General features: G+C 66.4%; 25 protein-coding genes and 2 pseudogenes. 24 read left to right on the top strand and 3 right to left on the bottom strand.

Features of this window, described 5'->3' with window-relative positions; all coding sequences use genetic code 11:
- Positions 1-269 precede the first annotated feature (269 nt).
- From AC3IFE_RS04460 to gltA, 7 genes are all read left to right on the top strand, one after another.
- On the top strand, positions 270-1,085 hold the full coding sequence (locus AC3IFE_RS04460) for a GntR family transcriptional regulator (protein ID WP_489189716.1): 816 nt from the start codon (positions 270-272) through the stop codon (positions 1,083-1,085).
- Positions 1,086-1,252: 167 nt separating this feature from the next.
- A complete protein-coding gene (gene sdhC, locus AC3IFE_RS04455) occupies positions 1,253-1,669 on the top strand; it encodes a succinate dehydrogenase, cytochrome b556 subunit (RefSeq protein ID WP_059582807.1) in 417 nt (138 codons plus the stop codon).
- A 4-nt stretch (positions 1,670-1,673) separates the two neighbouring features.
- Positions 1,674-2,042: a succinate dehydrogenase, hydrophobic membrane anchor protein gene (gene sdhD / locus AC3IFE_RS04450; RefSeq protein WP_006487767.1), complete on the top strand. Its 369-nt coding sequence runs from the start codon at positions 1,674-1,676 to the stop codon at positions 2,040-2,042.
- Between the two features lie 3 nt (positions 2,043-2,045).
- The gene (gene sdhA, locus AC3IFE_RS04445; protein WP_089469365.1) at positions 2,046-3,821 is read left to right on the top strand and encodes a succinate dehydrogenase flavoprotein subunit; all 1,776 of its coding nucleotides are present in this window, start codon (positions 2,046-2,048) and stop codon (positions 3,819-3,821) included.
- A 21-nt stretch (positions 3,822-3,842) separates the two neighbouring features.
- Positions 3,843-4,544: a succinate dehydrogenase iron-sulfur subunit gene (locus AC3IFE_RS04440; protein WP_006479352.1), complete on the top strand. Its 702-nt coding sequence runs from the start codon at positions 3,843-3,845 to the stop codon at positions 4,542-4,544.
- A 6-nt stretch (positions 4,545-4,550) separates the two neighbouring features.
- Positions 4,551-4,823, top strand: coding sequence for an FAD assembly factor SdhE (locus tag AC3IFE_RS04435; RefSeq protein ID WP_089469366.1), 273 nt, complete (start codon positions 4,551-4,553; stop codon positions 4,821-4,823).
- 66 nt (positions 4,824-4,889) lie between these two features.
- On the top strand, positions 4,890-6,191 hold the full coding sequence (gene gltA / locus AC3IFE_RS04430) for a citrate synthase (protein WP_089469367.1): 1,302 nt from the start codon (positions 4,890-4,892) through the stop codon (positions 6,189-6,191).
- A gap of 90 nt (positions 6,192-6,281) precedes the next feature.
- Here gltA and AC3IFE_RS04425 read toward each other — a convergent pair whose 3' ends face one another.
- Positions 6,282-7,259, bottom strand: coding sequence for a helix-turn-helix domain-containing protein (locus tag AC3IFE_RS04425; RefSeq protein ID WP_489189715.1), 978 nt, complete (start codon positions 7,257-7,259; stop codon positions 6,282-6,284).
- Between the two features lie 70 nt (positions 7,260-7,329).
- Here AC3IFE_RS04425 and AC3IFE_RS04420 point away from each other — a divergent pair, with 70 nt between their 5' ends.
- From AC3IFE_RS04420 to AC3IFE_RS04400, 5 genes and pseudogenes are all read left to right on the top strand, one after another.
- Positions 7,330-7,719 carry a VOC family protein gene (locus AC3IFE_RS04420; RefSeq protein WP_489189714.1) on the top strand — a complete coding sequence of 130 codons (390 nt, stop codon included), beginning with the start codon at positions 7,330-7,332 and terminating at the stop codon, positions 7,717-7,719.
- 111 nt (positions 7,720-7,830) lie between these two features.
- On the top strand, positions 7,831-9,081 hold the full coding sequence (locus AC3IFE_RS04415; RefSeq protein WP_489189713.1) for a DUF1479 domain-containing protein: 1,251 nt from the start codon (positions 7,831-7,833) through the stop codon (positions 9,079-9,081).
- A gap of 209 nt (positions 9,082-9,290) precedes the next feature.
- Positions 9,291-10,049 carry a dimethylarginine dimethylaminohydrolase family protein gene (locus AC3IFE_RS04410; RefSeq protein ID WP_489189712.1) on the top strand — a complete coding sequence of 253 codons (759 nt, stop codon included), beginning with the start codon at positions 9,291-9,293 and terminating at the stop codon, positions 10,047-10,049.
- A 98-nt stretch (positions 10,050-10,147) separates the two neighbouring features.
- Positions 10,148-10,612, top strand: a complete 465-nt coding sequence (locus AC3IFE_RS04405) for an Lrp/AsnC family transcriptional regulator (RefSeq protein WP_489189711.1) — start codon at positions 10,148-10,150, stop codon at positions 10,610-10,612.
- A gap of 102 nt (positions 10,613-10,714) precedes the next feature.
- Positions 10,715-11,125 (top strand): annotated as a pseudogene (locus AC3IFE_RS04400) (amino acid permease); the annotation flags it as partial.
- Positions 11,126-11,221: 96 nt separating this feature from the next.
- Here AC3IFE_RS04400 and AC3IFE_RS04395 read toward each other — a convergent pair.
- Positions 11,222-11,947, bottom strand: coding sequence for a glutathione S-transferase (locus AC3IFE_RS04395; protein ID WP_489189710.1), 726 nt, complete (start codon positions 11,945-11,947; stop codon positions 11,222-11,224).
- Positions 11,948-12,349: 402 nt separating this feature from the next.
- On the opposite strand from AC3IFE_RS04395, the gene AC3IFE_RS04390 reads away from it, so the two are divergent.
- From AC3IFE_RS04390 to asd, 8 genes are all read left to right on the top strand, one after another.
- A complete protein-coding gene (locus tag AC3IFE_RS04390; protein ID WP_489189709.1) occupies positions 12,350-13,168 on the top strand; it encodes a hypothetical protein in 819 nt (272 codons plus the stop codon).
- A 41-nt stretch (positions 13,169-13,209) separates the two neighbouring features.
- The gene (locus AC3IFE_RS04385; protein ID WP_489189708.1) at positions 13,210-13,968 is read left to right on the top strand and encodes a Tat pathway signal protein; all 759 of its coding nucleotides are present in this window, start codon (positions 13,210-13,212) and stop codon (positions 13,966-13,968) included.
- A gap of 214 nt (positions 13,969-14,182) precedes the next feature.
- Positions 14,183-15,592 (top strand): 3-isopropylmalate dehydratase large subunit, encoded by a 1,410-nt coding sequence (leuC, locus tag AC3IFE_RS04380; RefSeq protein ID WP_301739166.1) that lies wholly within the window; start codon positions 14,183-14,185, stop codon positions 15,590-15,592.
- Positions 15,593-15,595: 3 nt separating this feature from the next.
- Complete coding sequence (locus tag AC3IFE_RS04375) at positions 15,596-15,742, top strand: entericidin A/B family lipoprotein (RefSeq protein WP_089469376.1); 147 nt, start codon at positions 15,596-15,598, stop codon at positions 15,740-15,742.
- 68 nt (positions 15,743-15,810) lie between these two features.
- Entirely contained in the window at positions 15,811-16,461 is a 651-nt protein-coding gene (leuD, locus tag AC3IFE_RS04370) for a 3-isopropylmalate dehydratase small subunit (protein ID WP_089469377.1), read from the top strand.
- Between the two features lie 79 nt (positions 16,462-16,540).
- Entirely contained in the window at positions 16,541-17,608 is a 1,068-nt protein-coding gene (gene leuB / locus AC3IFE_RS04365; protein ID WP_011548096.1) for a 3-isopropylmalate dehydrogenase, read from the top strand.
- Between the two features lie 124 nt (positions 17,609-17,732).
- On the top strand, positions 17,733-17,852 hold the full coding sequence (locus AC3IFE_RS04360; RefSeq protein ID WP_006756675.1) for a hypothetical protein: 120 nt from the start codon (positions 17,733-17,735) through the stop codon (positions 17,850-17,852).
- Between the two features lie 85 nt (positions 17,853-17,937).
- Complete coding sequence (gene asd / locus AC3IFE_RS04355) at positions 17,938-19,059, top strand: aspartate-semialdehyde dehydrogenase (RefSeq protein ID WP_069618461.1); 1,122 nt, start codon at positions 17,938-17,940, stop codon at positions 19,057-19,059.
- A gap of 78 nt (positions 19,060-19,137) precedes the next feature.
- Here the strand turns inward: asd and AC3IFE_RS04350 are convergent.
- Positions 19,138-19,212, bottom strand: a pseudogene (locus AC3IFE_RS04350) (flagellar basal body rod C-terminal domain-containing protein); the annotation flags it as partial.
- Between the two features lie 32 nt (positions 19,213-19,244).
- On the opposite strand from AC3IFE_RS04350, the gene AC3IFE_RS04345 reads away from it, so the two are divergent.
- From AC3IFE_RS04345 to AC3IFE_RS04330, 4 genes are all read left to right on the top strand, one after another.
- Positions 19,245-19,505 carry a hypothetical protein gene (locus AC3IFE_RS04345; RefSeq protein WP_489189728.1) on the top strand — a complete coding sequence of 87 codons (261 nt, stop codon included), beginning with the start codon at positions 19,245-19,247 and terminating at the stop codon, positions 19,503-19,505.
- Positions 19,506-19,941: 436 nt separating this feature from the next.
- Complete coding sequence (locus AC3IFE_RS04340; protein WP_489189707.1) at positions 19,942-22,086, top strand: FimV/HubP family polar landmark protein; 2,145 nt, start codon at positions 19,942-19,944, stop codon at positions 22,084-22,086.
- The gene (gene truA, locus AC3IFE_RS04335) at positions 22,086-22,898 is read left to right on the top strand and encodes a tRNA pseudouridine(38-40) synthase TruA (RefSeq protein ID WP_179233483.1); all 813 of its coding nucleotides are present in this window, start codon (positions 22,086-22,088) and stop codon (positions 22,896-22,898) included. Before AC3IFE_RS04340 ends, truA begins: the two co-directional genes overlap by 1 nt.
- A complete protein-coding gene (locus tag AC3IFE_RS04330) occupies positions 22,895-23,596 on the top strand; it encodes a phosphoribosylanthranilate isomerase (RefSeq protein WP_489189706.1) in 702 nt (233 codons plus the stop codon). The genes truA and AC3IFE_RS04330 overlap by 4 nt, the downstream gene beginning before the upstream one ends.
- Positions 23,597-23,625 lie beyond the last annotated feature (29 nt).

Genomic DNA, 23,625 nt, shown 5'->3' with positions numbered 1-23,625 from the left:
GGACGCGAGCGAAAACGCCATTCTATGCGCGTTGTGCGTAGCGTTGCATTGAAGCAGGGCGGAGGACTCGCGATGGCGGACGCGGTGAACCTGGAGACGGCCGTGGCACGTAGCCGGGGACGCGCTGTTGCACCCGCGAACCCTTGCTCGACCGGGAGTGTAGGAGCCGTCACGCGCAAAGTCAAATGGTATCATATGTCTTATATAAGACAGATGTTTTGCGGAAATTGAGTGGACGAAAAAGTGCGGTTTGTGATGAAATGCGCGCCATGACATCGAACCAGGCGAACACCGCGAATCAGACCGGCGCAGGCAGCCCAGGGCAGCCGGGCGCGGGCGATCCCGCAGCCTCGCCCGCGGCCTCCGCGTCGCCGACGTTCAGCCCGTTATACCAGCAGATCAAGTCATTGATCACGCAAAGTCTCGAATCCGGCGAATGGAAGCCGGGCGAGATCATCCCCAGCGAAGTCGAGCTCGCGGCCCGCTACAAGGTCAGCCAGGGCACCGTGCGCAAGGCGATCGACGAGCTGGCCGCCGAAAACCTCGTGGTCCGGCGGCAGGGCAAGGGTACTTTTGTTGCAACGCACAACGAAGATCGCGCGCAATTCCGCTTTCTGCGTCTGCTGGCCGACGACGGCGCCGAGCACCCGCACGTGAGCCGGCTGCTCGAATGCCGGCGCCTTCGCGCGCCGGCCGAGATCGCGCGGCAACTCGACCTGAAGCCCGCCGATTCGGTCGTGCAGGTGCGCCGCCTGCTGGAGTTCGACAGCGAAGTGACGGTGCTCGACGAGATCTGGCTGCCGGGCGCGATGTTCCGCGGGCTGACGTTCGAGCGGCTGAGCGAGTACAAGGGGCCGCTCTACGCGATGTTCGAGACGGAGTTCGGGACGCGGATGATCCGCGCGACGGAGAAGATCCGCGCGGTCGCTGCGGATCCGGCGGTGGCCGACCTGCTGCACGTGCCGGCCGGGTTCCCGCTGCTGTCGGTCGAGCGCGTGTCCTATACGTATGGGGACCGGCCGGTGGAAGTGCGTCGCGGCTGGTATGTCACAACCGGGTACTACTATCAGAATGACTTGAGCTGACGACGTTCGGCTCAGCCGCGTGCATCGCGTTTCCCACGCTCGCGGAGCACGTTTCGGGCCGCCTTTGTTCGTATTCGCGCAATTATCCAGAGCAGACTTTCGCTGCAGCGCGATATAAAAAGGCGCTAAAATCGCGGATTAGTGTGACAACATAGTAGGGGTCTAGCATGACTGACGCAGTAAGAAAGCCGAGGCCGGAATACCGGAACATCGGAATCGGCGACATCACGTTGAAATATCGCATGCCCCTGGCGGCGATATTGTCGATTCTCCACCGAGTCAGCGGCGCGCTGCTGTTCCTGTTCCTGCCGTTCCTGCTGTTCCTCTTCGACCAGAGCCTCACCTCCGAGCTCAGCTTCGAAGTCTTCAAGGCTTTCCTCTCCAACATCGTCGTCAAGCTGATCGTCCTCGCGTTGTCGTGGGCCTTCTTCCACCATTTCTGCGCCGGCATTCGCCACCTGCTGATGGACGTCAACCACGACGCCGTCTCGAAGGAAGGCGGCAAGCGGACGGCCGTCGTCGTCTTTGTCGTCTCGATCGCGCTGACGATCGCCATGGCACTCAAACTGTTCGGAGCATTCTAAGAAAATGGCAGCCAACAACCGAATCGGCTCGAAGCGCCTCGTCGTCGGCGCTCACTACGGCCTGCGCGACTGGCTCGCGCAGCGCGTCACCGCCACGATCATGGCGGTCTACACGGTCATTCTGCTCGTCCTGTTCTTCGGCGCGCACGATTTTTCGTACGAAGGCTGGGCATCGATCTTCGCCGCGCAATGGATGAAGCTCGCGACCTTCGTGATGCTGCTTTCCCTCTTCTACCACGCATGGGTCGGCGTGCGCGACATCTGGATGGACTACGTGAAGCCCGTCGGTGTGCGCCTGCTGCTGCAATCGCTGACCATCGTCTGGCTGCTCGCATGTGCGGGCTACGCCGCGCAGATTCTCTGGAGAGTGTAAAGAATGGCTGCAATCAAAACTTCCCTCCCGCGCCGCAAATTCGACGTCGTGATCGTCGGCGCAGGCGGCTCCGGCTTGCGCGCAGCGCTGCAACTGTCGCGCGCGGGGCTGTCGGTCGGCGTGCTGTCGAAGGTGTTCCCGACTCGTTCGCACACGGTGGCCGCGCAAGGCGGTATCGGCGCGTCGCTCGGCAACATGAGCGAAGACAACTGGCACTACCACTTCTACGATACGATCAAGGGCTCCGACTGGCTCGGCGACCAGGACGCGATCGAGTTCATGTGCCGTGAAGCGCCGAACGTCGTGTACGAGCTCGAACACTTCGGCATGCCGTTCGACCGCAACGCGGACGGCACGATCTACCAGCGCCCGTTCGGCGGCCACACCGCGAACTACGGCGAGAAGCCGGTCCAGCGCGCTTGCGCGGCCGCCGACCGTACCGGTCACGCGCTGCTGCACACGCTGTACCAGCAGAACGTCGAAGCGAAGACGCAGTTCTTCGTCGAATGGATGGCGCTCGACCTGATCCGCGATGCGGACGGCGACGTGCTCGGCGTGACGGCCCTCGAGATGGAGACGGGCGACGTCTACATCATGGAAGGCAAGACGACGCTGTTCGCGACGGGCGGCGCAGGCCGGATCTTCGCGGCGTCGACGAACGCGTTCATCAACACCGGCGACGGCCTCGGCATGGCGGCACGCTCGGGCATCGCGCTGCAGGACATGGAGTTCTGGCAGTTCCACCCGACCGGCGTGGCCGGCGCGGGCGTGCTGATCACCGAAGGCGTGCGCGGCGAAGGCGGTATCCTGCGCAACGCGAACGGCGAGCGCTTCATGGAGCGCTACGCGCCGACGCTGAAGGATCTGGCGCCGCGCGATTTCGTGTCGCGTTCGATGGACCAGGAAATCAAGGAAGGTCGCGGCGTCGGTCCGAACAAGGATCACGTGCTGCTCGACCTGTCGCACATCGGCGCCGAGACGATCATGAAGCGTCTGCCGTCGATCCGCGAAATCGCGCTGAAGTTCGCGAACGTCGACGCGATCAAGGAACCGATTCCCGTCGTCCCGACGATCCACTACCAGATGGGCGGCATCCCGACCAACATCCACGGTCAGGTCGTCGGCACGTCGCGCGATCACAAGGAGCCGGTCAACGGCTTCTACGCGGTGGGCGAATGCTCGTGCGTGTCGGTGCACGGCGCGAACCGTCTCGGCACGAACTCGCTGCTGGACCTCGTGGTGTTCGGCCGTGCGGCCGGCAACCACATTGTTCAGCACGTGAAGAACCAGAAGGAACACAAGCCGCTGCCGGCCGATGCAGGCGAATTCTCGCTGGCGCGCCTCGCGAAGCTCGACAAGTCGAGCTCGGGCGAGTACACGCAGGACGTCGCGAACGACATCCGCGCGACGATGCAGAAGCACGCGGGCGTGTTCCGCACGTCGGCGCTGCTGAAGGAAGGCGTCGAGCAGATGGCCGGCCTGGCGGCACGCGTGGAAAACATCCACCTGAAGGACAAGTCGAAGGTGTTCAACACCGCGCGCGTCGAAGCGCTCGAGCTGGAGAACCTGATCGAAGTGGCTCGCGCCACGATGGTGTCGGCCGAAGCACGCAAGGAAAGCCGCGGCGCACACGCGCACAGCGACTACGAGCATCGCGACGACGACAACTGGCTGCGCCACACGCTGTGGTACAGCGAAGGCGATCGCCTCGACTACAAGCCGGTTCAAATGAAGCCGCTGACGGTCGAATCCGTGCCGCCGAAGCCGCGCACGTTCTAAGCCGAGTCAAAGGAATCCGAAATGGCAAAACGCATTTTTGAAGTCTACCGCTACGATCCGGACAAGGACGCAGCGCCGCGCATGCAGACGTACGAGCTCGAGATCCAGCATGAGCGCATGCTGCTCGACGCGCTGGTCAAGCTGAAGGCACTGGACGAGACGCTGTCGTTCCGCCGCTCGTGCCGTGAAGGCGTGTGCGGTTCGGACGCGATGAACATCAACGGCAAGAACGGTCTCGCGTGCCTGACGAACCTGAACGACCTGCCGCAGAAGATCGTGCTGCGTCCGCTGCCGGGCCTGCCCGTCGTGCGCGACCTGATCGTCGACATGACGCACTTCTTCAACCAGTACCACTCGATCAAGCCGTACCTGATCAACGACGCGCCGCCGCCGGAGAAGGAACGTCTCCAGTCGCCGGAAGAGCGCGACGAACTCGACGGCGTGTACGAGTGCATTCTGTGCGCGAGCTGCTCGACGTCGTGCCCGAGCTTCTGGTGGAACCCGGACAAGTTCGTCGGCCCGGCCGGCCTGCTGCAGGCTTACCGCTTCATCGCGGACAGCCGCGACACCGCCACCGGCGAGCGTCTCGACAACCTGGAAGACCCGTACCGTCTGTTCCGTTGCCACACGATCATGAACTGCGTCGACGTTTGCCCGAAGGGCCTGAACCCGACGAAGGCGATCGGCAAGATCAAGGAACTGATGGTTCGCCGCGCGGTATAAAGATTGATGAGCGACGATTCGCATCAATCCGACCCGCACCGCCGCGCGCGCCTTCGCTGGCGTGCGCGGCGGGGTCTGCTGGAGAACGACATCGTTTTCGAGCGTTTCTTCAGCCGATACGAGCATGACCTCACCGATGCAGACGTAGGCGCGTTGTCGCGCCTGCTCGATCTGAGCGACAACGACCTGATGGACTTGCTCCTCGCGCGCAAGGAACCAGAGGGCGACCTAGACAGCCCGGACATTCGCCGGCTGTTGGAGATGCTGCGCAACGTGTAACGCCAAGGTGTAACACGCTGCGCCCGTTATCGAATCCCGTTTCTTTATTTCGATTGAGGATGTGCCATGACTCCGTCTGATGTTAAAGCCACGCTATCGTTCAGCGACAACTCGCCGAGCGTCGAACTGCCGATCTACAAGGGCACGATGGGCCCGGACGTGATCGACATCCGCAAGCTGTACGGCCAGACCGGCAAGTTCACGTACGACCCGGGCTTCATGTCGACGGCAGCTTGTAATTCGGCGATCACGTACATCGACGGCGACAAGGGCGAACTGCTGTATCGCGGCTACCCGATCGACAACCTCGCGCAGAACGCGGACTTCCTCGAGTCCTGCTACCTGCTGCTGAAGGGCGAACTGCCGAACGCCGCGCAGAAGAAGGAATTCGTCGACACCGTCACGAAGCACACGATGGTGCACGAGCAGATGCACTTCTTCTTCCGTGGCTTCCGTCGCGACGCGCACCCGATGGCGGTGCTGGTGGCGGCCGTCGGCGCGCTGTCGGCGTTCTATCACGATTCGCTCGACATCAACGATCCGCGTCACCGCGAAGTGTCGGCGATCCGCATGATCGCGAAGCTGCCGACGCTCGTCGCGATGGCGTACAAGTTCAGCATCGGCCAGCCGTTCGTCTATCCGAAGAACGAACTGTCGTACAGCGCGAACTTCATGCACATGATGTTCTCGAACCCGTGCGAAGAGTACAAGGTCAACGACGTGCTCGTCCGCGCGCTCGATCGTATCCTGATCCTGCACGCCGATCACGAGCAGAACGCATCGACGTCGACGGTCCGCCTGGCCGGTTCGTCGGGTGCGAACCCGTTCGCGTGTATCGCGGCCGGTATCGCCTGTCTGTGGGGCCCGGCGCACGGTGGTGCGAACGAAGCCGCGCTGAACATGCTCGAGCAGATCGGTTCGCCGGACAACATCCCCGAATTCATCAAGCAGGTGAAGGACAAGAATTCGGGCGTGAAGCTGATGGGCTTCGGTCACCGCGTGTACAAGAACTACGACCCGCGTGCGAAGCTGATGCGCGAAACGTGCTACGAAGTGCTGAACGAACTGGGCCTGCATGACGACCCGCTGTTCAAGCTCGCGATGCAGCTCGAGAAGATCGCGCTGGAGGACGAATACTTCGTGTCGCGCAAGCTGTATCCGAACGTCGACTTCTACTCGGGTATCGTTCAGCGCGCGCTGGGCATCCCGACGTCGATGTTCACGTGTATCTTCGCGATGGCACGTACGGTCGGCTGGATCGCGCAGTGGAACGAAATGATTGCCGATCCGGAACAGAAGATTGGCCGTCCGCGCCAGCTGTTCATCGGCGATACGCCGCGCGAAGCGAAGCCGATCGACGCACGTTAAATCGTGTGCGGCGCGAACGGCCGGCAGGCCGCTCGCGTCGGGCAATCGCCACGCCACGACACCCCGACGGGTCCGCCCGTCGGGGTGTTTTCATTTGGGCGGCCGGCGCTCGCGCGATCCGGCGCGACGCTCCAGCGACGGCGGTCGCGCGTCGAGCGCGGGCGCGCCGTCGTCGGATGCGTGGCCGTGCTGCTTGAAGAACTGGCGGTACGCACCGGGTGTCATGCCGCGCGCGGCGAGGAACTGGCGGTTGAAGTTCGCGGCATTCGGAATGCCGCAGCGCGCGGCCACCGTCGCGATCGGCCAGTCGGTGCCGACGAGATGGCGGCACGCGTGCGCGAGCCGCAGCCGTTGCACGTAGCGGCCGACGCTTTCGCCGAGATGGCGCGCGAACAGCCGCTGCAGCGTGCGTTCGGACAGGTGCGCGAGGGCCGCGAGCGCGTCGATGCGCAGCGGTTCGTGGAACTGCCGGTCGATCGCGTCGAGCACGCGGTCGAGGCGTTCGGTTTCGGGGGCCACCGGGCCGGCGGGTGATGGAGCGCCGTCGGGCCGCTCGTACGCCTGCGCGGTGGCGAGCGGTTCGCCGCCGGCTTCCGCGAGATCGGCCAGCGTATCGAGCGTGGCCGCGAGCCGCATGCGCGGCGACGGATCGAGCAACCGCGACAGCCGCGCGCGCATCGCGCGGGCCGTCTCCACGTCGAAGCGCAGGCCGGGCGCCGCGCGCCGCAGCAGCGAGCGCAGCGGCGCGTATTCGGGACAGCAGTCGGCCAGCCGCCGTACCCAGTCTCCGTCGAACCAGACGACGAGCGCGACCTCGGGCGCGTCGCGATCGATGCGCGCGTTCGACGACCACGTATGCGGCAGGTTGGGCGGCACGAGCACGAGATCGTCATCCGCGTAGCGCGCGACGTGATCGCCGATGAAGCGCTGGCCGCGGCTGTTGAGCGTCAGCGTCAGTTCGTACTCGGGATGGCGATGCCACTCGAACGGAATGCGTGCGAGCTGGCGGTGATACACACGGATCGAACAGCCGGACGCGAACGTTACGTGCTCGTATTGCGGTTTCATCGCGCCTCCGGTGGGAGCGGGCAGCGCGCCGTGGCATGATCGTGAACGATCTTCACGACGGAGCGATGCCATGTTTTCACATGTTTGCGTGGGTGTCGGCGATACGGCGCGCGCCTACGATTTCTACGCGCCGCTGTTCGCGGAACTCGGGCTGCGCCTGAAATTCCGCGAACCGGACGGCTGGTCGGGCTGGATGCCGGCCGACGCCGATCGGCCGCTGTTCTTCTTCGGCGAGCCGCTCGACGGCCGCCCGCCCGAGCCGGGCAACGGCCACACGATCGCGTTTGACGCGCCGACCCGCGCGCACGTCGACCGCTGCCACGCGCTGGCGCTGCAGCACGGCGGCACTTGTGAAGGGCCGCCGGGCCTGCGGCCGCACTATCACCGCGACTACTACGGCGCGTATTTCCGCGACCCGGACGGCAACAAGCTGTGCGTGGTCTGCCATCGTGCCGAGTAACACGCGGTTGTCAGGATTGTATCGATTATTGGCCGAATAGTGTCGATGGCGACCGTGCGGCGGCCGTACGCTGAGTGCTCATCAGAACGCGATTCAGCGAGGAGACAAGCGATGCATCTGACGATTGACGATCTGCCGGCCGCGATCCGCACGGCGAAACGGGCGCTGCGCACCGACCTGTCCGGCTACGCGGCCACGTTCCGCGAAGTGGAAGGCGACATCGCGCGGCAGGTCGATGCGATCCGCCGCGCGCACGCGCATGGCGACGACGTGATTCCGGTCGTGCCGTTCGCGGATATCGCGGGCGGGACCGTCGATCCGCTCGCGATCGCCGCGATCCGCACGCGTGGTGCGGTCGTGATCCGCGGCGTGTTCGATGCGCGGCAGGCACGCGACTGGAACGACGAGATCGGCGCGTATCTGGATGCGAACCGCTTCACCGACCGGCTGCATGCGCGCGCGGAAGACCGCTACTTCGGCAACCTCGCGTCGGGCAAGCCGCAGATCTACGGCGTCTACTGGTCGAAGCCGCAGGTGGCCGCGCGCCAGTCGCCGGCGCTCACGCAGGCACGGGTGTTCCTGAACCGTCTGTGGCGGCATGCGGACGGCGCGCGCACGCATTTCGATCCCGACCAGGTGCCCGCGTATGCGGACCGGATTCGTCGCCGGCCGCCCGGGTCGACGTCGCTCGGGTTGTCGCCGCATGTCGATGGCGGCTCCGTCGAGCGCTGGCTGGGCACGAATTTCCGCCAGGTCTATCGCCACGTGCTGGCCGGCCGGTGGCGCGATTACGATCCGTTCGATGCGGCGTTCCGCCCCGACGTCGAGGAGATTCCGTCGCCGGCCGTGTGTTCGATGTTTCGCACCTTCCAGGGCTGGACCGCGCTGACGCCGCAGGGGCCCGGCGACGGCACGCTGCAGCTGATTCCGGTCGCGACCGCGATGGCCTATGTCGTGCTGCGCGCGCTGCAGGACGACGTCGCAGACGACGACCTGTGCGGCGCGCGTCCCGGCCGCGCGCTGTCGATCCGCCCCGAATGGCACGCGCTGCTGCTCGACGCACTGGTGCCGATCCCGCACATGGAACCGGGCGACGCGGTGTTCTGGCACGGCGATGTCGTGCATGCGGTCGAGGATGCACATCGCGGCAGCGGCGACAGCAACGTGATGTACATCGCGGCCGCGCCCGGCTGTGCGAAGAACGATGCGTACCTGCAGCGGCAGCGGCGCGCGTTCCTGCGCGGCGACAGCCCGCCCGATTTCCCGGCCGATCATTTCGAGGTCGATTTCGACGGCCGCGCCGGGGAGGGCGATCTCACGGCGCTCGGCCGTTTGCAGATGGGATTCGAACCCGGCGCGTAACGCGCATGCAGGCGGCGAAACGGCCGTTCGCGAGACGGCGGGCGGCCTGTCTGCCGAATCCGCTGCGTGTTGCGCGCAATTCGACGCAATCGGCTGTCGGCGCCGCCGAAATCGACGCGAATTGCGTAATTTGGCTTCCGATAATGGTCCGGATACAACGCCGCCGGCCCGTGCGTCGCACGGAGGCGGCGCAGATCATGGAGGAGTCGATGCAATTCACGCAAGCGATCGTTCGCCGTCCCGCGCCGTCCTGCGGCGCGGGCCTGACCACCGCCGAACTCGGCGCACCCGATTACGACAAGACGCTCGCGCAGTTCCACGCATACTGCGACGCGTTGCGCATGCTCGGCGTCGAGCTGACCGAATTGCCGCCGCTCGATGCGTTTCCCGATTCGCATTTCGTCGAGGACGTCGCGGTCGTCACGCCCGAATTCGCGGTGATCACGCGCCCCGGCGCGCCCGCCCGGCGCGGCGAGATCGCGCACATCGAAGCGGCGCTGCGCGTGCATCGCGAACTGCTGCCGATGCAGCAGGGCCGCCTCGACGGCGGCGACGTGATGCTGGTCGGCAAGCGCTTCTTCATCGGCCTGACGAGCCGTACCGACGCGCAAGGCATCGCCGCGTTCGAGTCGCTGGTGTCGCGCTACGGTTACTCGGTCGTCGCGGTGCCGGTTGGCGCCGGCCTCCACCTGAAATCGGTCGTCAACGCGCTCGGCGACGACACGCTGCTCGTGACCGACGCGCTGGCCGCGCATCCGGCGTTCGCCGACTATCGCCGGATCGCGATCCCGGCCGCCGACGAATACGCGGGCAACACGCTGCGCGTGAACGGCACGCTGATCACGCCGGCCGGCTATCCGCGCGTGCATGACGCGATCGCGTCGCTCGGCATGTCGCTGCACGTGATCGACACGAGCGAGTTCCGCAAGATGGACGGCGGCCTGACCTGCCTGTCGCTGCGGTTCTAGCCGATTGGCGCGCGGCGGCTTCGGCCGGATAATGTGGCCCGCATGCGGACCGGCAGGCGGCCCGCGCATGAGCCACGACCCGACCGGAGCGAACGCGGATGACCGACAGGAAGATGCAGCTCGACAAGATCGATCTCCGGATTCTCGACATTCTGCGCACCGACGGGCGAATTTCCTACCGGAAGCTGTCGGAACTCGTGAACCTCACGCCGCGGCCGTGCCAGGCGCGCGTGGAGCGGCTCGAGGCGCTCGGCGTGATCGAAGGGTACCGCGCGGTGATCAACGCGCCGCGCGCGACCAAGCCGATCGTCGTGATCGCGCAGATCGTGCTGGCCGACCACGGGCGTTCGCAAGCGCCGTTCGAAGAGGAAATGCGCGCGAGTCCGTCCGTGCTCGATTGCTGGCTGGTGAGCGGCACGTTCGATTTTCTGGTGCGGCTCGCGTGCGAGGATCTCGACGAGTACCGGCGGGTCGCGAACGCGTGGCTGGAAAGCCCGCGGTTCCGGATCGAGAAGATCGTGACGACGGCCGAACTGCAGGCGATCAAGCGCAGCGTCGTGTGATGCGACCGGCCCGGCAGGGCCGGTTTCGATGCGAATGACCCAGGCAATCGATTTGCATTCCAGATGAAATCGGCTGGCCGGCTCACAATCGGGGTGAACACTATGGATGCCATGCAAGCGGCAGCGGAGACGGCCGCACCGTCCGGGACGACGCTGAAGCGCCATCTGCAGGGCCGCCACATCGCGATGATCGCGATCGGCGGCTCGATCGGCATGGGGCTGTTCGTCGCGTCGGGCGCGTCGGTCGCGCAGGCGGGGCCGGGCGGGGCGATCGCCGCGTATGTCGCGATCGGGATCATGGTCTACTTCGTGGTCACCGGGCTGGGCGAGATGGCCGCGCTGATGCCGGTATCGGGCTCGTTCGCGATCTACGGCGAGAAGTACGTCGACGAAGGCTTCGGCGTCGCGCTCGGCTGGACCTACTGGTACAGCTGGGCGGTGACGATCGCGATCGAGCTGGTCGCCGCGCAGATCGTGATGCGCTACTGGTTTCCGTCGGTGCCGGGCGTGTGGTGAGGCGCGACGCGGCCGCCGCGCGGCACGGGCGGCCGCACTGATCCTGCGTGCGATCCACCGGCGCGCGTACGTTCTTCGGTACGTGCCGGGCCGTTACTTGTCCAGCTCCGGATAGTGCCGGAAGATCCCCATGTCGTTGAACGGGATGCGGCGTTCCGACTCGAGGTAGCGCGCGATGGGCGGATGCTGCGCGACGCGATCGTGCAATGCGACGAGCGCCGCGATCTTGCGCTCCGCGCGCTTCATCGCTTTCGGGAACGCATAGCGCAGGCCCTCGATCAGCTGGAACATCGTCAGGTCCGCGTAGCTGAGCGCGCTGCCCGCGATATAGCCGCTCTTGTGCGGGTTCTGTTCGAGCACGCGATCGAAGTAGCCGAGGAATTTCGGCAGCCGGTTCTCGAGGAAATCGGCCGCGCGCTCGGCCGCTTCCGCTTGCTGGTCCTCGTAGTACAGGCCGCTGCCGATCGGATGGTGCGTGTCATGGATCTCGGTGATGAAATCGGCGGCGGTCAACTGGATCTGGTGCACCCACAGCCGGCCGGCTTCGTCGTCGGGTGCGAGCCCGAGCCGCGAGCCGAGAAACAGCAGGATGTTCGCGGTTTGCCCGACGACCACGTCGCCCGCCTTCAGGAACGGCGGCGCGAACGGCACGCATTCGGCCTTCGCGCTGTCCATCATGCGCATCATGGCCGACACGCCCATCCCGCGCCCCGATTCGCGCGCGACGTCGACATAGTCGGCGTCGGCTGCCTCGAGCGCGAGCCGCACGTACTCGCCGCGGCCCTGGATATCGGGCCAGTAATAGAGTTCGTATCGCATGCTGTTCTCCTGTTCGTTGCGCCGAATGCTGTCGGCTGCGTGACGACGGGGCGGCCATGCGGCGCCCGCTGCGAATAGACAGTCTAGGAGATCGTCGGAAAAGTTCCGCGTGCGTCGTGCGCCACGCGCCGGCCACCGGCGAAACAACAGTGCGATGCGCTTGCCACCGATGAAACGGATTCGTCCATCGGCGAAACGCAGCGGCGGCCGAACGGATCCGATCGGTGTTTTCACCGCAATTTAACCAACGCCGCCTACGATCGCGCTTCACCAGCCGGCGATGCGTCGCGATGCCGATGCGTGCGTGGTTGCTCGATGGCCTTTCCTCTTGACCCCGCGAAATCCGGCGGTCGCGCCTGTGGTCGGGCGCGTTCGTGGTTCGCATCCTTTCGTCCCGCACTCATGAGTCAACATACCCCGGCTTCGTCCCGCAGAACGTTCCTTTGCACCGCGCCGGCCGCGGCGGCTTCATTGCTCGGCGCATGCGGCGGCGACTGCGTCACGTCGGCGCCGATCGGCGACGCCGCGCTTGCCGCGCAGATATCCGCGAAACTGAACGCCCAGCTCGGCGATGCGGCGACCGTCGATGCGATCGTGCCGGCAATGACCGACGTCGGCTTCACGTGGGCGCTGCCGACGGTGCCGGCCGCCCAGATCGGCGCGATCGTCGCGTACAGCTTCGGCAATCGTCCGAACGCGGCGAGCGGCAATACGTCGAGCACCGGCGGCAACCAGTCCGCGCTGCCCGATCCGGGGCCCGTGAACGAAGCGCTTGCGGACGCCGTGTTCCGCATCCGCCAGTTGAAGCCCGTCAAGGTGTACGCGCAGTGGGAAATCGCGCGCTTTCTCGTATCGAAATACGGGCTGGGCGCCGACGTGCTGTCGTCGATCGAACCGGTGACCGCGAGCGACGGCTCGATCGTGTACCTGAGCACCGCGGGCGTCGCCGCCGTGGCCGTATCGCGCGCGGGCGGCGCGGCGGCGATGGGCGCCGTCGCGGTGGTCGGCCATCGCGATCATGCGAAGCGCTGCATCCAGACGTCGCGGCAGGCGGGCATGCAGGCGGCCGCGGTCGCCGAGGTGCCGCTGCCGACGACGTACGACCCGCAGTCGGGCCAGCCGTGGACGCGCAACCGCAGCCTCTATCTCGTGCACGACATGTATGCGCAGATGCTGACGCGCGCGATGACCGCGACGATGCAGGCGTTCCCGAAGGGCTGAGACCTTCCCTCGTTTCTCATTCGAATTCCCTATCCCTGACCATGACGAACCGCCGCCATTTCCTGGCTTCCACTTCATTGCTCGCCGCGTCGTGCGCCGCCGCCGCACCTGCTTTCGCGGACGACGCGCCCGTTTCCGACGCGGAACTACAGCGCCAGATGCTCGGCAAGCTGACGAACGAACTGAACGATCGCGCGACCGCCGCCGCCGAAACCGGTTACCTGCTCGACACGTTTTTCTCGTGGACGCCGCCGACCGTCGATGCTGCCGCCATCAACGCGATTGCCGCGTTCGGTTTCGGCGGTCGCGCCGGCACATCGGCTGCGGCGCCGGTGCCGGGCCCCGTGAACGAGGCGATCGCCGATGCGGTGTTCCAGCTTCGGCAGAAAGTCGTGGCGCCGGTCTTCGCGCAGCAGGAAGTCGCAAGCATGCTCGCGTCGAAATACGGACTGACGGCTGGCGTGACGTCGATCGCGACGCCCGCCGCAGTCGCCGGCAGCCCGATACCGACGCCCGACGGCGTGGTCGCCGCGATCGTCAGGCAAGCCGGGTCGGCTGCGGCGCTCGGCAAGGTCGGCGTGGTCACGCATCGCGACCAGGCGTCGCTCGCCGTGCGCGTGTCGAACGCGGCGGGGATGCAGGCGGCGGTGCCGGCCGGACTGGCGCTGCCGGGCATCTACGATGCATCGGCCCAGCAGCCGGCGATGCGGCGGCGCGATCTTTACCTGATGAGCAACGCCGGCATGCAACTCTCGATGCTGCGGCTCGCGCTGATCAATCGCGAATATCCGAACGGGTAGGCGAGGGGCGAACACGGGCACCGCACGCGCAATCGTCTCGCGCCGGATCGTGTGTGCCCGTTTTGGCTGGTAATGCCGATACAGGTATTGGCACTACCAGCCAAACCACTGTTTTTAATGGGTTTTTTCGCGTCCGGCCCGCGCCGGCGCGCGTTCCGCGTGGCATAATCGACCGCATCCGCAAGGCTTGTAGTCACAACGACCCCGCATACCCATGGCACAGACTCTCTACGACAAACTGTGGAACACCCACGTGGTCCACACCGAGGAAGACGGCACGACCCTGCTCTACATCGACCGTCAGCTGCTGCATGAAGTCACGAGCCCGCAAGCGTTCGAAGGGCTGAAGATCGCGCAGCGTCCGGTGTGGCGCATCAGCGCGAACCTGGCCGTGTCCGACCACAACGTGCCGACCACGGACCGCAGCCACGGCATCGCCGATCCCGTCTCGAAGCTGCAGGTCGACACGCTCGACGCGAACTGCGACGCTTTCGGCATCACGCAGTTCAAGATGAACGACATGCGCCAGGGCATCGTCCACATCATCGGGCCGGAGCAGGGTGCGACGCTGCCGGGCATGACGATCGTGTGCGGCGATTCGCATACGTCGACGCACGGCGCATTCGGCGCGCTCGCGCACGGCATCGGCACGTCGGAAGTCGAGCACGTGCTCGCGACGCAAACCTTGCTGCAGAAGAAGAGCAAGAACATGCTCGTGAAGGTCGAGGGCGCACTGCCGCGCGGCTGTACCGCGAAGGACATCGTGCTCGCGATCATCGGCAAGATCGGCACCGCGGGCGGCACGGGCTACGCGATCGAATTCGGCGGGTCGACCATTCGCGCGCTGACGATGGAAGGCCGCATGACCGTCTGCAACATGGCGATCGAGGCCGGCGCGCGCGCAGGCATGGTCGCGGTGGACGACACGACGATCGAATACCTGAAGGGCCGTCCGTTCGTGCCGACCGGCGCGGAATGGGATCAGGCCGTCGAGTACTGGCGCCAGTTCAAGTCGGACGACGGCGCGCAGTTCGACCGCGTGGTCGAACTGAACGCCGCCGAGATCGTCCCGCAGGTCACGTGGGGCACGTCGCCGGAAATGGTCACGTCGATCGACGGCCGCGTGCCCGATCCCGAGCGCGAGAAGGATCCGGTTAAGCGCGACGCGATGGAGCGCGCGCTGGCGTACATGGCGCTCGAGCCGAACACGCCGATCGAATCGATCAAGGTCGACAAGATCTTCATCGGCTCGTGCACGAATGCGCGAATCGAGGACATCCGCGCGGCCGCGTACGTTGTGAAGAAGCTGAACCGTCGCGTCGCGTCGAACGTGCGGCTCGCGATGGTCGTGCCGGGCTCGGGCCTCGTGAAGGCGCAGGCCGAGCGCGAAGGGCTCGACAAGGTGTTCACCGATGCGGGCTTCGAATGGCGCGAGCCGGGCTGCTCGATGTGCCTCGCGATGAACGCCGACCGGCTCGAGCCGGGCGAGCGTTGCGCGTCGACGTCGAACCGCAACTTCGAAGGGCGGCAGGGCGCGGGCGGTCGCACGCACCTCGTGAGCCCCGCGATGGCGGCGGCCGCGGCGATCGAAGGTCACTTCGTCGACATTCGCCAGCTGGGGTAACACGTGACGGCATCGAAGGTCATCGCGCGGCTGGTCGCCGCGCTGGCGCTGGCGGGGTTGGGCTTCGGCCTGGCCGGCTGCAATACCGTCCAAGGCTTCGGCGAGGACGTCAACGCCGCCGGCAACGCGCTGAAGCGCGCTGCGGAGTGACGTTTCCCGCCGAGAATTTGTCGATGTGCGCCGGCTGACTGCCGGCCCTTCAACCGGATAGACGGATCATGGAAAAATTCACTGTACATACCGGCGTCGTGGCGCCGCTCGATCGCGAGAACGTCGACACCGACGCGATCATCCCGAAGCAGTTCCTGAAGTCGATCAAGCGCACGGGCTTCGGTCCGAACGCGTTCGACGAGTGGCGCTACCTCGATCACGGCGAGCCGGGCCAGGACAACTCGAAGCGTCCGCTGAACCCGGATTTCGTGCTGAACCAGCCGCGCTACCAGGGCGCATCGGTGCTCCTCGCCCGCAAGAACTTCGGCTGCGGCAGCTCGCGCGAGCACGCGCCGTGGGCACTGCAGCAGTACGGCTTCCGCGCGATCATCGCGCCGAGCTTCGCGGACATCTTCTTCAACAACTGCTACAAGAACGGTCTGCTGCCGATCGTGCTGACCGAGCAGCAGGTCGATCACCTGTTCAACGAGACGGTCGCGTTCAACGGGTTTGAACTGACGATCGATCTCGACGCGCAGGTCGTGCGCGCGGGCGACGGCCGCGAGTATCCGTTCGAGATCGCCGCGTTTCGCAAGTATTGTCTGATGAACGGCTTCGACGACATCGGCCTCACGCTGCGCCACGCGGACAAGATCCGCCAGTTCGAGGCGGAGCGGCTCGTGAAGCAGCCTTGGCTCGACACCAAGCTGGTCGGCTGACGTCGCCTTCGAGGCGGGCGCGCTTTTCGCGCGCTCGCCGGCCTGCCTCCATCACCATCTACCCAGTCAGGAATTTCGCATGAAGATTGCAGTGCTGCCCGGCGACGGCATCGGTCCGGAAATCGTCAATGAAGCGGTGAAGGTGCTGAACGCACTCGACGAGAAGTTCGAACTCGAACAGGCGCCGGTCGGCGGCGCGGGCTACGAGGCGAGCGGCCATCCGCTGCCCGACGCGACGCTGGCGCTCGCGAAGCAGGCCGACGCGATCCTGTTCGGCGCGGTCGGCGACTGGAAGTACGACTCGCTCGAACGCGCGTTGCGCCCCGAGCAGGCGATCCTCGGGCTGCGCAAGCACCTCGAGTTGTTCGCGAATTTCCGCCCGGCGATCTGCTATCCGCAGCTCGTCGATGCTTCGCCGTTGAAGCCGGAGCTCGTCGCGGGCCTCGACATCCTGATCGTGCGCGAACTGAACGGCGACATCTACTTCGGCCAGCCGCGCGGCGTGCGCGCGGCGCCGGACGGCCCGTTCGCCGGCGAGCGCGAAGGTTTCGACACGATGCGCTATTCGGAGCCGGAAGTGCGCCGCATCGCGCACGTCGCGTTCCAGGCTGCGCAAAAGCGCGCGAAGAAGCTGCTGTCGGTCGACAAGTCGAACGTGCTGGAGACGTCGCAGTTCTGGCGCGACATCATGATCGACGTGTCGAAGGAGTACGCGGATGTCGAGCTGTCGCACATGTACGTCGACAACGCGGCGATGCAGCTCGCGAAGGCGCCGAAGCAGTTCGACGTGATCGTCACCGGCAACATGTTCGGCGACATCCTGTCGGACGAAGCGTCGATGCTGACGGGCTCGATCGGCATGCTGCCGTCGGCATCGCTCGACAAGCACAACAAGGGCCTGTACGAGCCGTCGCACGGTTCGGCGCCGGATATCGCCGGCAAGGGCATCGCGAACCCGCTCGCGACGATCCTGTCGGCCGCGATGCTGCTGCGTTACTCGCTGAATCGCGCCGAGCAGGCCGATCGCATCGAGCGCGCGGTGAAAACGGTGCTCGAACAGGGTTACCGCACCGGCGACATCGCGACGCCGGGCTGCAAGCAGGTCGGCACGGCCGCGATGGGCGATGCGGTGGTCGCCGCGCTGTAAGCGCATGGCGATGAAGTGCGGTAATTGATTCATGTGGAAAAGGGCGCGAACGGGCCGTCAAAATCGGCTGGTTCGCGCACGGTTGGCCGTTGTGCGGGCCACCGGCTTTGTGTAGACTCGAATGATGGCGCTGATTTCCCTGATCTCCCCGGTCCTGAAACTCCACGGCAACACTGCCCGTGCGGGTGCGCGCGCCATCGTCATCACGAAAACCATTACCACGAAAACGATCATTAAACGCTGATCGCCGTCGTGCCCGCCTGTTTCCCCGCGCGGTCACGCGGGGACGGAAATGGCGGGGAAGCTCCATTCAAAGCAAAGGGTTAGTCATGAACGTAGGTCTCGTAGGTTGGCGCGGCATGGTCGGCAGCGTCCTGATGCAGCGCATGCAGGAAGAGGGCGATTTCGACCTGATCGAACCGGTGTTTTTCAGCACCAGCAACACGGGCGGCAAGGCGCCGTCGTTCGCGAAAAACGAGACCACGCTCAAGGACGCGACCAACGTCGACGAGCTGAAGAAGTGCGACGTGATCATCACGTGCCAGGGCGGCGACTACACGAACGACGTGTTCCCGAAGCTGCGCGCGGCCGGCTGGAACGGCTACTGGATCGACGCGGCATCGTCGCTGCGGATGCAGGACGACGCGGTCATCATCCTCGATCCGGTCAACCTCGACGTGATCAAGGACGCGCTCGTCAAGGGCACGAAGAACTTCATCGGCGGCAACTGCACGGTCAGCCTGATGCTGATGGCGCTCGGCGGCCTGTTCCGCGAGAACCTCGTCGACTGGATCACCGCGATGACCTACCAGGCCGCATCGGGCGCGGGCGCGCAGAACATGCGCGAGCTGCTGTCGCAGATGGGCACGCTGAACGGCGCGGTGCAGGAACAGCTCGCCGATCCGGCTTCCGCGATCCTCGACATCGACCGCCGCGTGCTGGCCGCGATGAACAGCGACGCGATGCCGACGAGCCACTTCGGCGTGCCGCTCGCCGGTTCGCTGATTCCGTGGATCGACAAGGATCTCGGCAACGGGATGTCGAAGGAAGAGTGGAAGGGCGGCGCGGAAACCAACAAGATCCTCGGCAAGCCGGCGATGGGCGAGCCGGGTTCGATCCCGGTCGACGGCCTGTGCGTGCGGATCGGCGCGATGCGCTGCCACTCGCAGGCGCTGACGATCAAGCTGAAGAAGGACGTGCCGCTCGACGAGATCAACGGCATCCTCGCATCGGCGAACGACTGGGTGAAGGTCGTGCCGAACGAGCGTGAAGCGTCGATGCGCGACCTGTCGCCGGCGAAGATCACCGGCACGCTGACGGTGCCGGTCGGCCGCCTGCGCAAGCTCGCGATGGGCGGCGAATACCTGTCGGCGTTCACGGTCGGCGACCAGTTGCTGTGGGGCGCGGCCGAGCCGCTGCGCCGCATGCTGCGCATCCTGCTCGACAAGTAAGCACGCCGGCTGCACGATACGACGCGCCGCGTCGGCCTCGAGATTCGGGGCCGGCGCGGCGCGTTTTTCATGCGCGATTCAGCGCAGGTTCAGCAGCGTCTGGTCGACGGTTTGCTGGGTCTTGATCGTCTGCGCATTCGCCTGGTAATTCCGGCCTTTCCGGCATGGGCGAGCGCGGGGTCGACATGTGCCGATTCCTGTTTGAAGGCGATCGTATCGACGGGAATTATTGGGTCTGTGTAATTTTGTGTGATGCAATTGAATTAATGCAGAAAAAATCGATTTTGTATGGGCAATGGAGCGTGCAGAAGGCGGCCAAAGCCATACGGGGCGGGGATTTGGCGGTGTGGATTTTTATTTCTCCTATAAGAGAGGGAAATTGCCTTCTTATCGACGAATTGGAATTGATTGGAGCGGAGTGGGGCGTCGGTCGGAATGGGTTTTGATTTTTACGGCTGCTCATTCATTAACGACGGGCGAGGTGAATTGTCGAGGCCGCGTTTTCGATTCTGTCGCTGCGACCCAGCGGCGGACGCCCGCTGAGCGCAAGAAAGCTGCGTCATTCGAGCGGGGCGCGAGGCTGCCGCGAGACGGCTTTCAACTGAGGTACGCAGGTCGTTTTGACCGATCGGGTACATGGGCTGGGGGCACGCGGACTCGCGCGGCACGAGCGCCCGCCTGCGCCCGGCCGTACCCCGGCCGTACGTGTCGGGCGACGAATTCGGCCGGAATCCGATCGTGTGAAGTAAACTACGCGGTTACGACGCACAGACCCGCCGAAAGCGTCGCGTTCCGCGCGACGCTTTTGCATTTCTGCGGCACTTTATTGACGCTTCCAACCGCGAATCCGAGCCGCGCCCGTGCGCGGCGATAGAGCCAACGATGTCCCGAATTTCCTTGTTTCCGCGCCAGTCCCGTCTGTCGCGCGCCGTGCGTGGCGCGCTGGCGGTCCTGGCGCTCGGCGCAGCCGCATCGGCGTGGGCCGTCGGCACCGGCGACCTGCCGGCATCCGGCGTCGGCGCCGCCGCACCGCTTACCGTGACGGTCCAGCCGGGCCAGTCGCTGAACGACATCGCGAAAGCGGCCACGCAATCGCACGATCCGGCCGTGCTCGCGCGCGCCGGTCGTGCGCTGTTCGACGCCAATCCGCAGGCGTTCATGAAGCGCGATGCGAGCCGTTTGAAAGTCGGCGCGACGCTGACGGTGCCCGCGCTCGACGCCACCGGCGCGGCGCTCGCGCCGGCCGGCGCATCCGCCGCGTCGGGTACGGCGGCCGCGTCCGCGCCCGCCGCCGCATCGGGCGGGGCGGCGATCGCGCAGCACGGCGCATCCGCGCCGCATCCCGGTTCGGCCGCGCAACCCGCGCCGGTGGCGCCGGCCGCGCATGCGGCTTCGGCGAGCGGGGCGAGTGCCGCGACGGCGGCAGCGGCGGGCGCGTCCGTTTCGAGCGGCGTTTCGGCGTCGATCGGCGCGTCGGCTACCCATGGCGCGTCGGCTGTCGATGGCACGCAGCCGGCTGCGCCCACGGGCGGTGCGAGCGGTCCGCATGTATGGAGCGGTGCGATCCAGTCGGCGCCGTCGTCCGCGAGCGAGGCCACGGCGCAGTCAGTGCCGGGCAACCCCGTTTCCGGCGTGCGCGAGCCGGCCGGCGCAGCGCCCGCCGTGGGTGCGTCGCAGCCGCGGCCGTCGAGCCTGCAGCAATTGCTTGCGTTGAAGAACCGCGTGCTGATGGAGTTGCAAAAGCACGGCATCGGCAAGCCGGCGACGACGACCGGCGTCGCGCCTGCTCCGGCGCCCGCCGCGCCGCGTGCGGCCGCGAATGACGCGGGTGCATCGGCCGCTGCAGCGAGGGCGGACGAAGCCGCGTCGGGTGTGGCAGCCAGTGCGCCGCAACCGGCATCGGCGTCCGTGCAACCGGTCGCGCCTGTCGCGACTCCGGCACGTCGTACCGAACAGATGGACTGGCGCCCGGCTGCCGCGGCCGGCGCTGCCGTGATCGTGCTCGCGGCCGGCTTCGCATGGCGCAAGCGCCGGAAGGGGCGCCGCGCGGGTGAGGCGGGTGCTGCTGCGACCGCGACTGCAGTAGGCGCCGCCGCGGCTGCAGAAGCGCAAGCCGCGCCGTCCGTCGAACGCGAACTGCCGATCACGCCCGAGATGCCGGTCGCACGCGATGCGGCAGCCGACATGAATCTCGCCGAGGCGACTGCCGCCGCGGCGGAGACGATCGAGCCGCCGGCAGTGGATACGTCGCCCGCGCCCGAAATGGCGGCGCTGCGCGACGAGTCGCCCGAATTGCCGGCTGCTGACGCTGTCGTGTCGGCCGCGAACGAGGTGAGCCCGGTTTCGGCTGAGGCCCCGCATGACGCAGAACCGGCGGAACAACCTCCTGCCGCCGATGAGCCGGCCGAGCCGACCGTCGCACCTACCGCGCTTGCCGCACCTGCTGCGCCTTCGAGCACCGACGCGCAGCACGCGGCACTGATGCAGAACGCGATCAGCGCGCTCAACAGTCTCGACATGCCGTTGCCGCCGCGGACGGGGGACGAGCCGTCGACGGCGGAGGAGGAACCGTCTGCGCGCGCACCGCAGTCCGACGCCGATAAAATTGCAACTAACGGTCAATCCGCCCTGCATCCGCCGATGGGTTCGGCTGAAACGACACCGGAACATCCAGCCGACCAGGACGACGAGTTCGACTGGGATCCGGACGCGGCGACGCCTGTCGGCCAGGCGGGTATCCCGCCTGCGACAACTTCGCTGCCGCCGCTTGGCGGCGCGCAGTTCGGCGCGCTGAAGCTCGACTTCGATCTCGACCTCCCGTCCACGCCGGGCGTCGCGTTGCCCGCGCTCACGCCGGACGAGCTCGCGCGCATCGCCCGCAACAAGCTCGACCTCGCGGTCGAGTACGTCGAACTGGGCGACCTGTCCGGCGCGCGGACGCTGCTGCAGGAAGTGGTCGACGCGAACGACGCCGCGACGCGCGACGATGCCAGCGCGCTGCTCGCGAAACTGGCGGACGAGGCGTGATGCGAATCGCGCTGGGCATCCAGTACGACGGCGCGGCGTTCTGCGGCTGGCAGGCGCAGCCGCATGGAAAGACCGTGCAGGACCGGCTCGAACATGCGCTGGCCGAGTTCGCGCGGGTGCCGCTGCATACGACGGTGGCCGGGCGGACCGATACCGGCGTGCACGGGCTCGGGCAGGTCGTGCATTTCGACACGGATCTCGAGCGCGAGGTGTTCTCGTGGGTGCGCGGCACCAATGCGTTCCTGCCGCCGACCGTGTCGGTGCAGTGGGCGAAGCCGATGCCGGACACGTTCCATGCGCGCTTCTCGGCGTTCGAGCGCACCTATTACTACGCGCTGTACGTGCATCCGGTGCGTTCGCCGATGCTGGCCGGGCGCGCGGGCTGGATCCACACGCCGCTCGACGACGACGCGATGCGCGCCGCCGCCGCGCACCTGATCGGCGAGCACGACTTTTCGTCGTTCCGGTCGTCGGAATGCCAGTCGAAGACGCCGGTCAAACACCTGTATCAGATCGACGTGCGGCGCGCGGGGCATTTCCTCCATTTCCGCTTCCGCGCGAACGCGTTCCTGCATCACATGGTGCGCAACCTGATGGGCTGTCTCGTCGCGGTCGGGCGCGGCCGCTATCCGGCCGACTGGCTCGCCGACGTGCTGGCCGGTCGCGACCGCAACCTCGCGGCCCCGACGTTCATGGCCGACGGGCTGTACCTCGCCCACGTCGGCTACCCGGCGGAATTCGCCGTCCCGCCCGCGCAGCTCGGCAGCGTGCCGTGGAGCAGCGTCTGGGCGGATCTGGACCCACAAACATGACGGAGCACGCCGTGTCTTCTTCGACTTCAGCCTCGGTCGGCCTGCCGCCGCGCACGCGCATCAAGCTGTGCGGGCTGTCGCGCCCCGAGGACGTGCTGCACGCGGCGGCGCTCGGCGCCGACGCGATCGGCCTCGTGTTCTACCCGAAGAGCCCGCGCGCGGTGACGATCGCGCAGGCGGCCGAGCTGGCGAGCCTGGCGCCGCCGTTCGTGTCGGTGGTCGGGCTGTTCGTGAATGCGACGGATGCCGAGATCGAAGCCGTCGTGCGCGACGTGCCGCTCACGATGCTGCAACTCCACGGCGACGAGACGCCGGCGCAGTGCGACGCGCTCGGCCGCGCGGCCCGCCTGCCGTGGCTGCGCGCGGTGCGCGTCGGCCCCTCGACGCAGCGTGCCGATTTGGTAGAATCGGCTCTTCATTATTCGAAAGCGCGCGGCCTCCTGTTCGACACTTTGGTGCCGGATTACGGCGGTAGCGGCAAGGTCTTCGATTGGTCTCTTATTCCCGCAGAGCTCGCGCGTCGGGCCGTTTTGAGTGGTGGCTTGAACGCGCAAAACGTCGGTGATGCGATCCGCCAGCTGCGCCCGTTTGCTGTCGATGTCTCGAGTGGCATCGAAGTGGAGGGCGCGAAGGGCGTGAAGGATCACGCCCGGATGGCGGCGTTCGTACGCGCGGTGCGCGAAGCGGACGCCGGGTGATGCAAGCCGGTGCGGCCCCAAAAGCGGGC

It is taken from the genome of Burkholderia sp. APQ4-4ca (genome assembly GCF_057837105.1).
Note: the sequence above shows the minus strand (reverse complement) of the source record. Positions and strands in the feature narration are given on the sequence as shown.

Bases quoted from the DNA above. Each gene is read 5' to 3' on its own strand.
- leuB (WP_011548096.1), top strand. From the start codon at position 16,541: ATGAAGATTGCAGTGCTGCCCGGCGACGGCATCGGTCCGGAAATCGTC.
- sdhA (WP_089469365.1), top strand. From the start codon at position 2,046: ATGGCTGCAATCAAAACTTCCCTCCCGCGCCGCAAATTCGACGTCGTG.
- AC3IFE_RS04385 (WP_489189708.1), top strand. From the start codon at position 13,210: ATGACGAACCGCCGCCATTTCCTGGCTTCCACTTCATTGCTCGCCGCG.
- AC3IFE_RS04330 (WP_489189706.1), top strand. From the start codon at position 22,895: ATGACGGAGCACGCCGTGTCTTCTTCGACTTCAGCCTCGGTCGGCCTG.
- gltA (WP_089469367.1), top strand. From the start codon at position 4,890: ATGACTCCGTCTGATGTTAAAGCCACGCTATCGTTCAGCGACAACTCG.
- AC3IFE_RS04340 (WP_489189707.1), top strand. From the start codon at position 19,942: ATGTCCCGAATTTCCTTGTTTCCGCGCCAGTCCCGTCTGTCGCGCGCC.
- AC3IFE_RS04410 (WP_489189712.1), top strand. From the start codon at position 9,291: ATGCAATTCACGCAAGCGATCGTTCGCCGTCCCGCGCCGTCCTGCGGC.
- AC3IFE_RS04415 (WP_489189713.1), top strand. From the start codon at position 7,831: ATGCATCTGACGATTGACGATCTGCCGGCCGCGATCCGCACGGCGAAA.
- AC3IFE_RS04360 (WP_006756675.1), top strand. From the start codon at position 17,733: ATGGCGCTGATTTCCCTGATCTCCCCGGTCCTGAAACTCCACGGCAAC.
- asd (WP_069618461.1), top strand. From the start codon at position 17,938: ATGAACGTAGGTCTCGTAGGTTGGCGCGGCATGGTCGGCAGCGTCCTG.
- sdhD (WP_006487767.1), top strand. From the start codon at position 1,674: ATGGCAGCCAACAACCGAATCGGCTCGAAGCGCCTCGTCGTCGGCGCT.
- sdhC (WP_059582807.1), top strand. From the start codon at position 1,253: ATGACTGACGCAGTAAGAAAGCCGAGGCCGGAATACCGGAACATCGGA.
- AC3IFE_RS04425 (WP_489189715.1), bottom strand. From the start codon at position 7,259: ATGAAACCGCAATACGAGCACGTAACGTTCGCGTCCGGCTGTTCGATC.
- leuC (WP_301739166.1), top strand. From the start codon at position 14,183: ATGGCACAGACTCTCTACGACAAACTGTGGAACACCCACGTGGTCCAC.
- leuD (WP_089469377.1), top strand. From the start codon at position 15,811: ATGGAAAAATTCACTGTACATACCGGCGTCGTGGCGCCGCTCGATCGC.
- AC3IFE_RS04420 (WP_489189714.1), top strand. From the start codon at position 7,330: ATGTTTTCACATGTTTGCGTGGGTGTCGGCGATACGGCGCGCGCCTAC.
- AC3IFE_RS04395 (WP_489189710.1), bottom strand. From the start codon at position 11,947: ATGCGATACGAACTCTATTACTGGCCCGATATCCAGGGCCGCGGCGAG.
- AC3IFE_RS04435 (WP_089469366.1), top strand. From the start codon at position 4,551: ATGAGCGACGATTCGCATCAATCCGACCCGCACCGCCGCGCGCGCCTT.
- truA (WP_179233483.1), top strand. From the start codon at position 22,086: ATGCGAATCGCGCTGGGCATCCAGTACGACGGCGCGGCGTTCTGCGGC.
- AC3IFE_RS04345 (WP_489189728.1), top strand. From the start codon at position 19,245: ATGTGCCGATTCCTGTTTGAAGGCGATCGTATCGACGGGAATTATTGG.
- AC3IFE_RS04460 (WP_489189716.1), top strand. From the start codon at position 270: ATGACATCGAACCAGGCGAACACCGCGAATCAGACCGGCGCAGGCAGC.
- AC3IFE_RS04440 (WP_006479352.1), top strand. From the start codon at position 3,843: ATGGCAAAACGCATTTTTGAAGTCTACCGCTACGATCCGGACAAGGAC.
- AC3IFE_RS04390 (WP_489189709.1), top strand. From the start codon at position 12,350: ATGAGTCAACATACCCCGGCTTCGTCCCGCAGAACGTTCCTTTGCACC.
- AC3IFE_RS04405 (WP_489189711.1), top strand. From the start codon at position 10,148: ATGACCGACAGGAAGATGCAGCTCGACAAGATCGATCTCCGGATTCTC.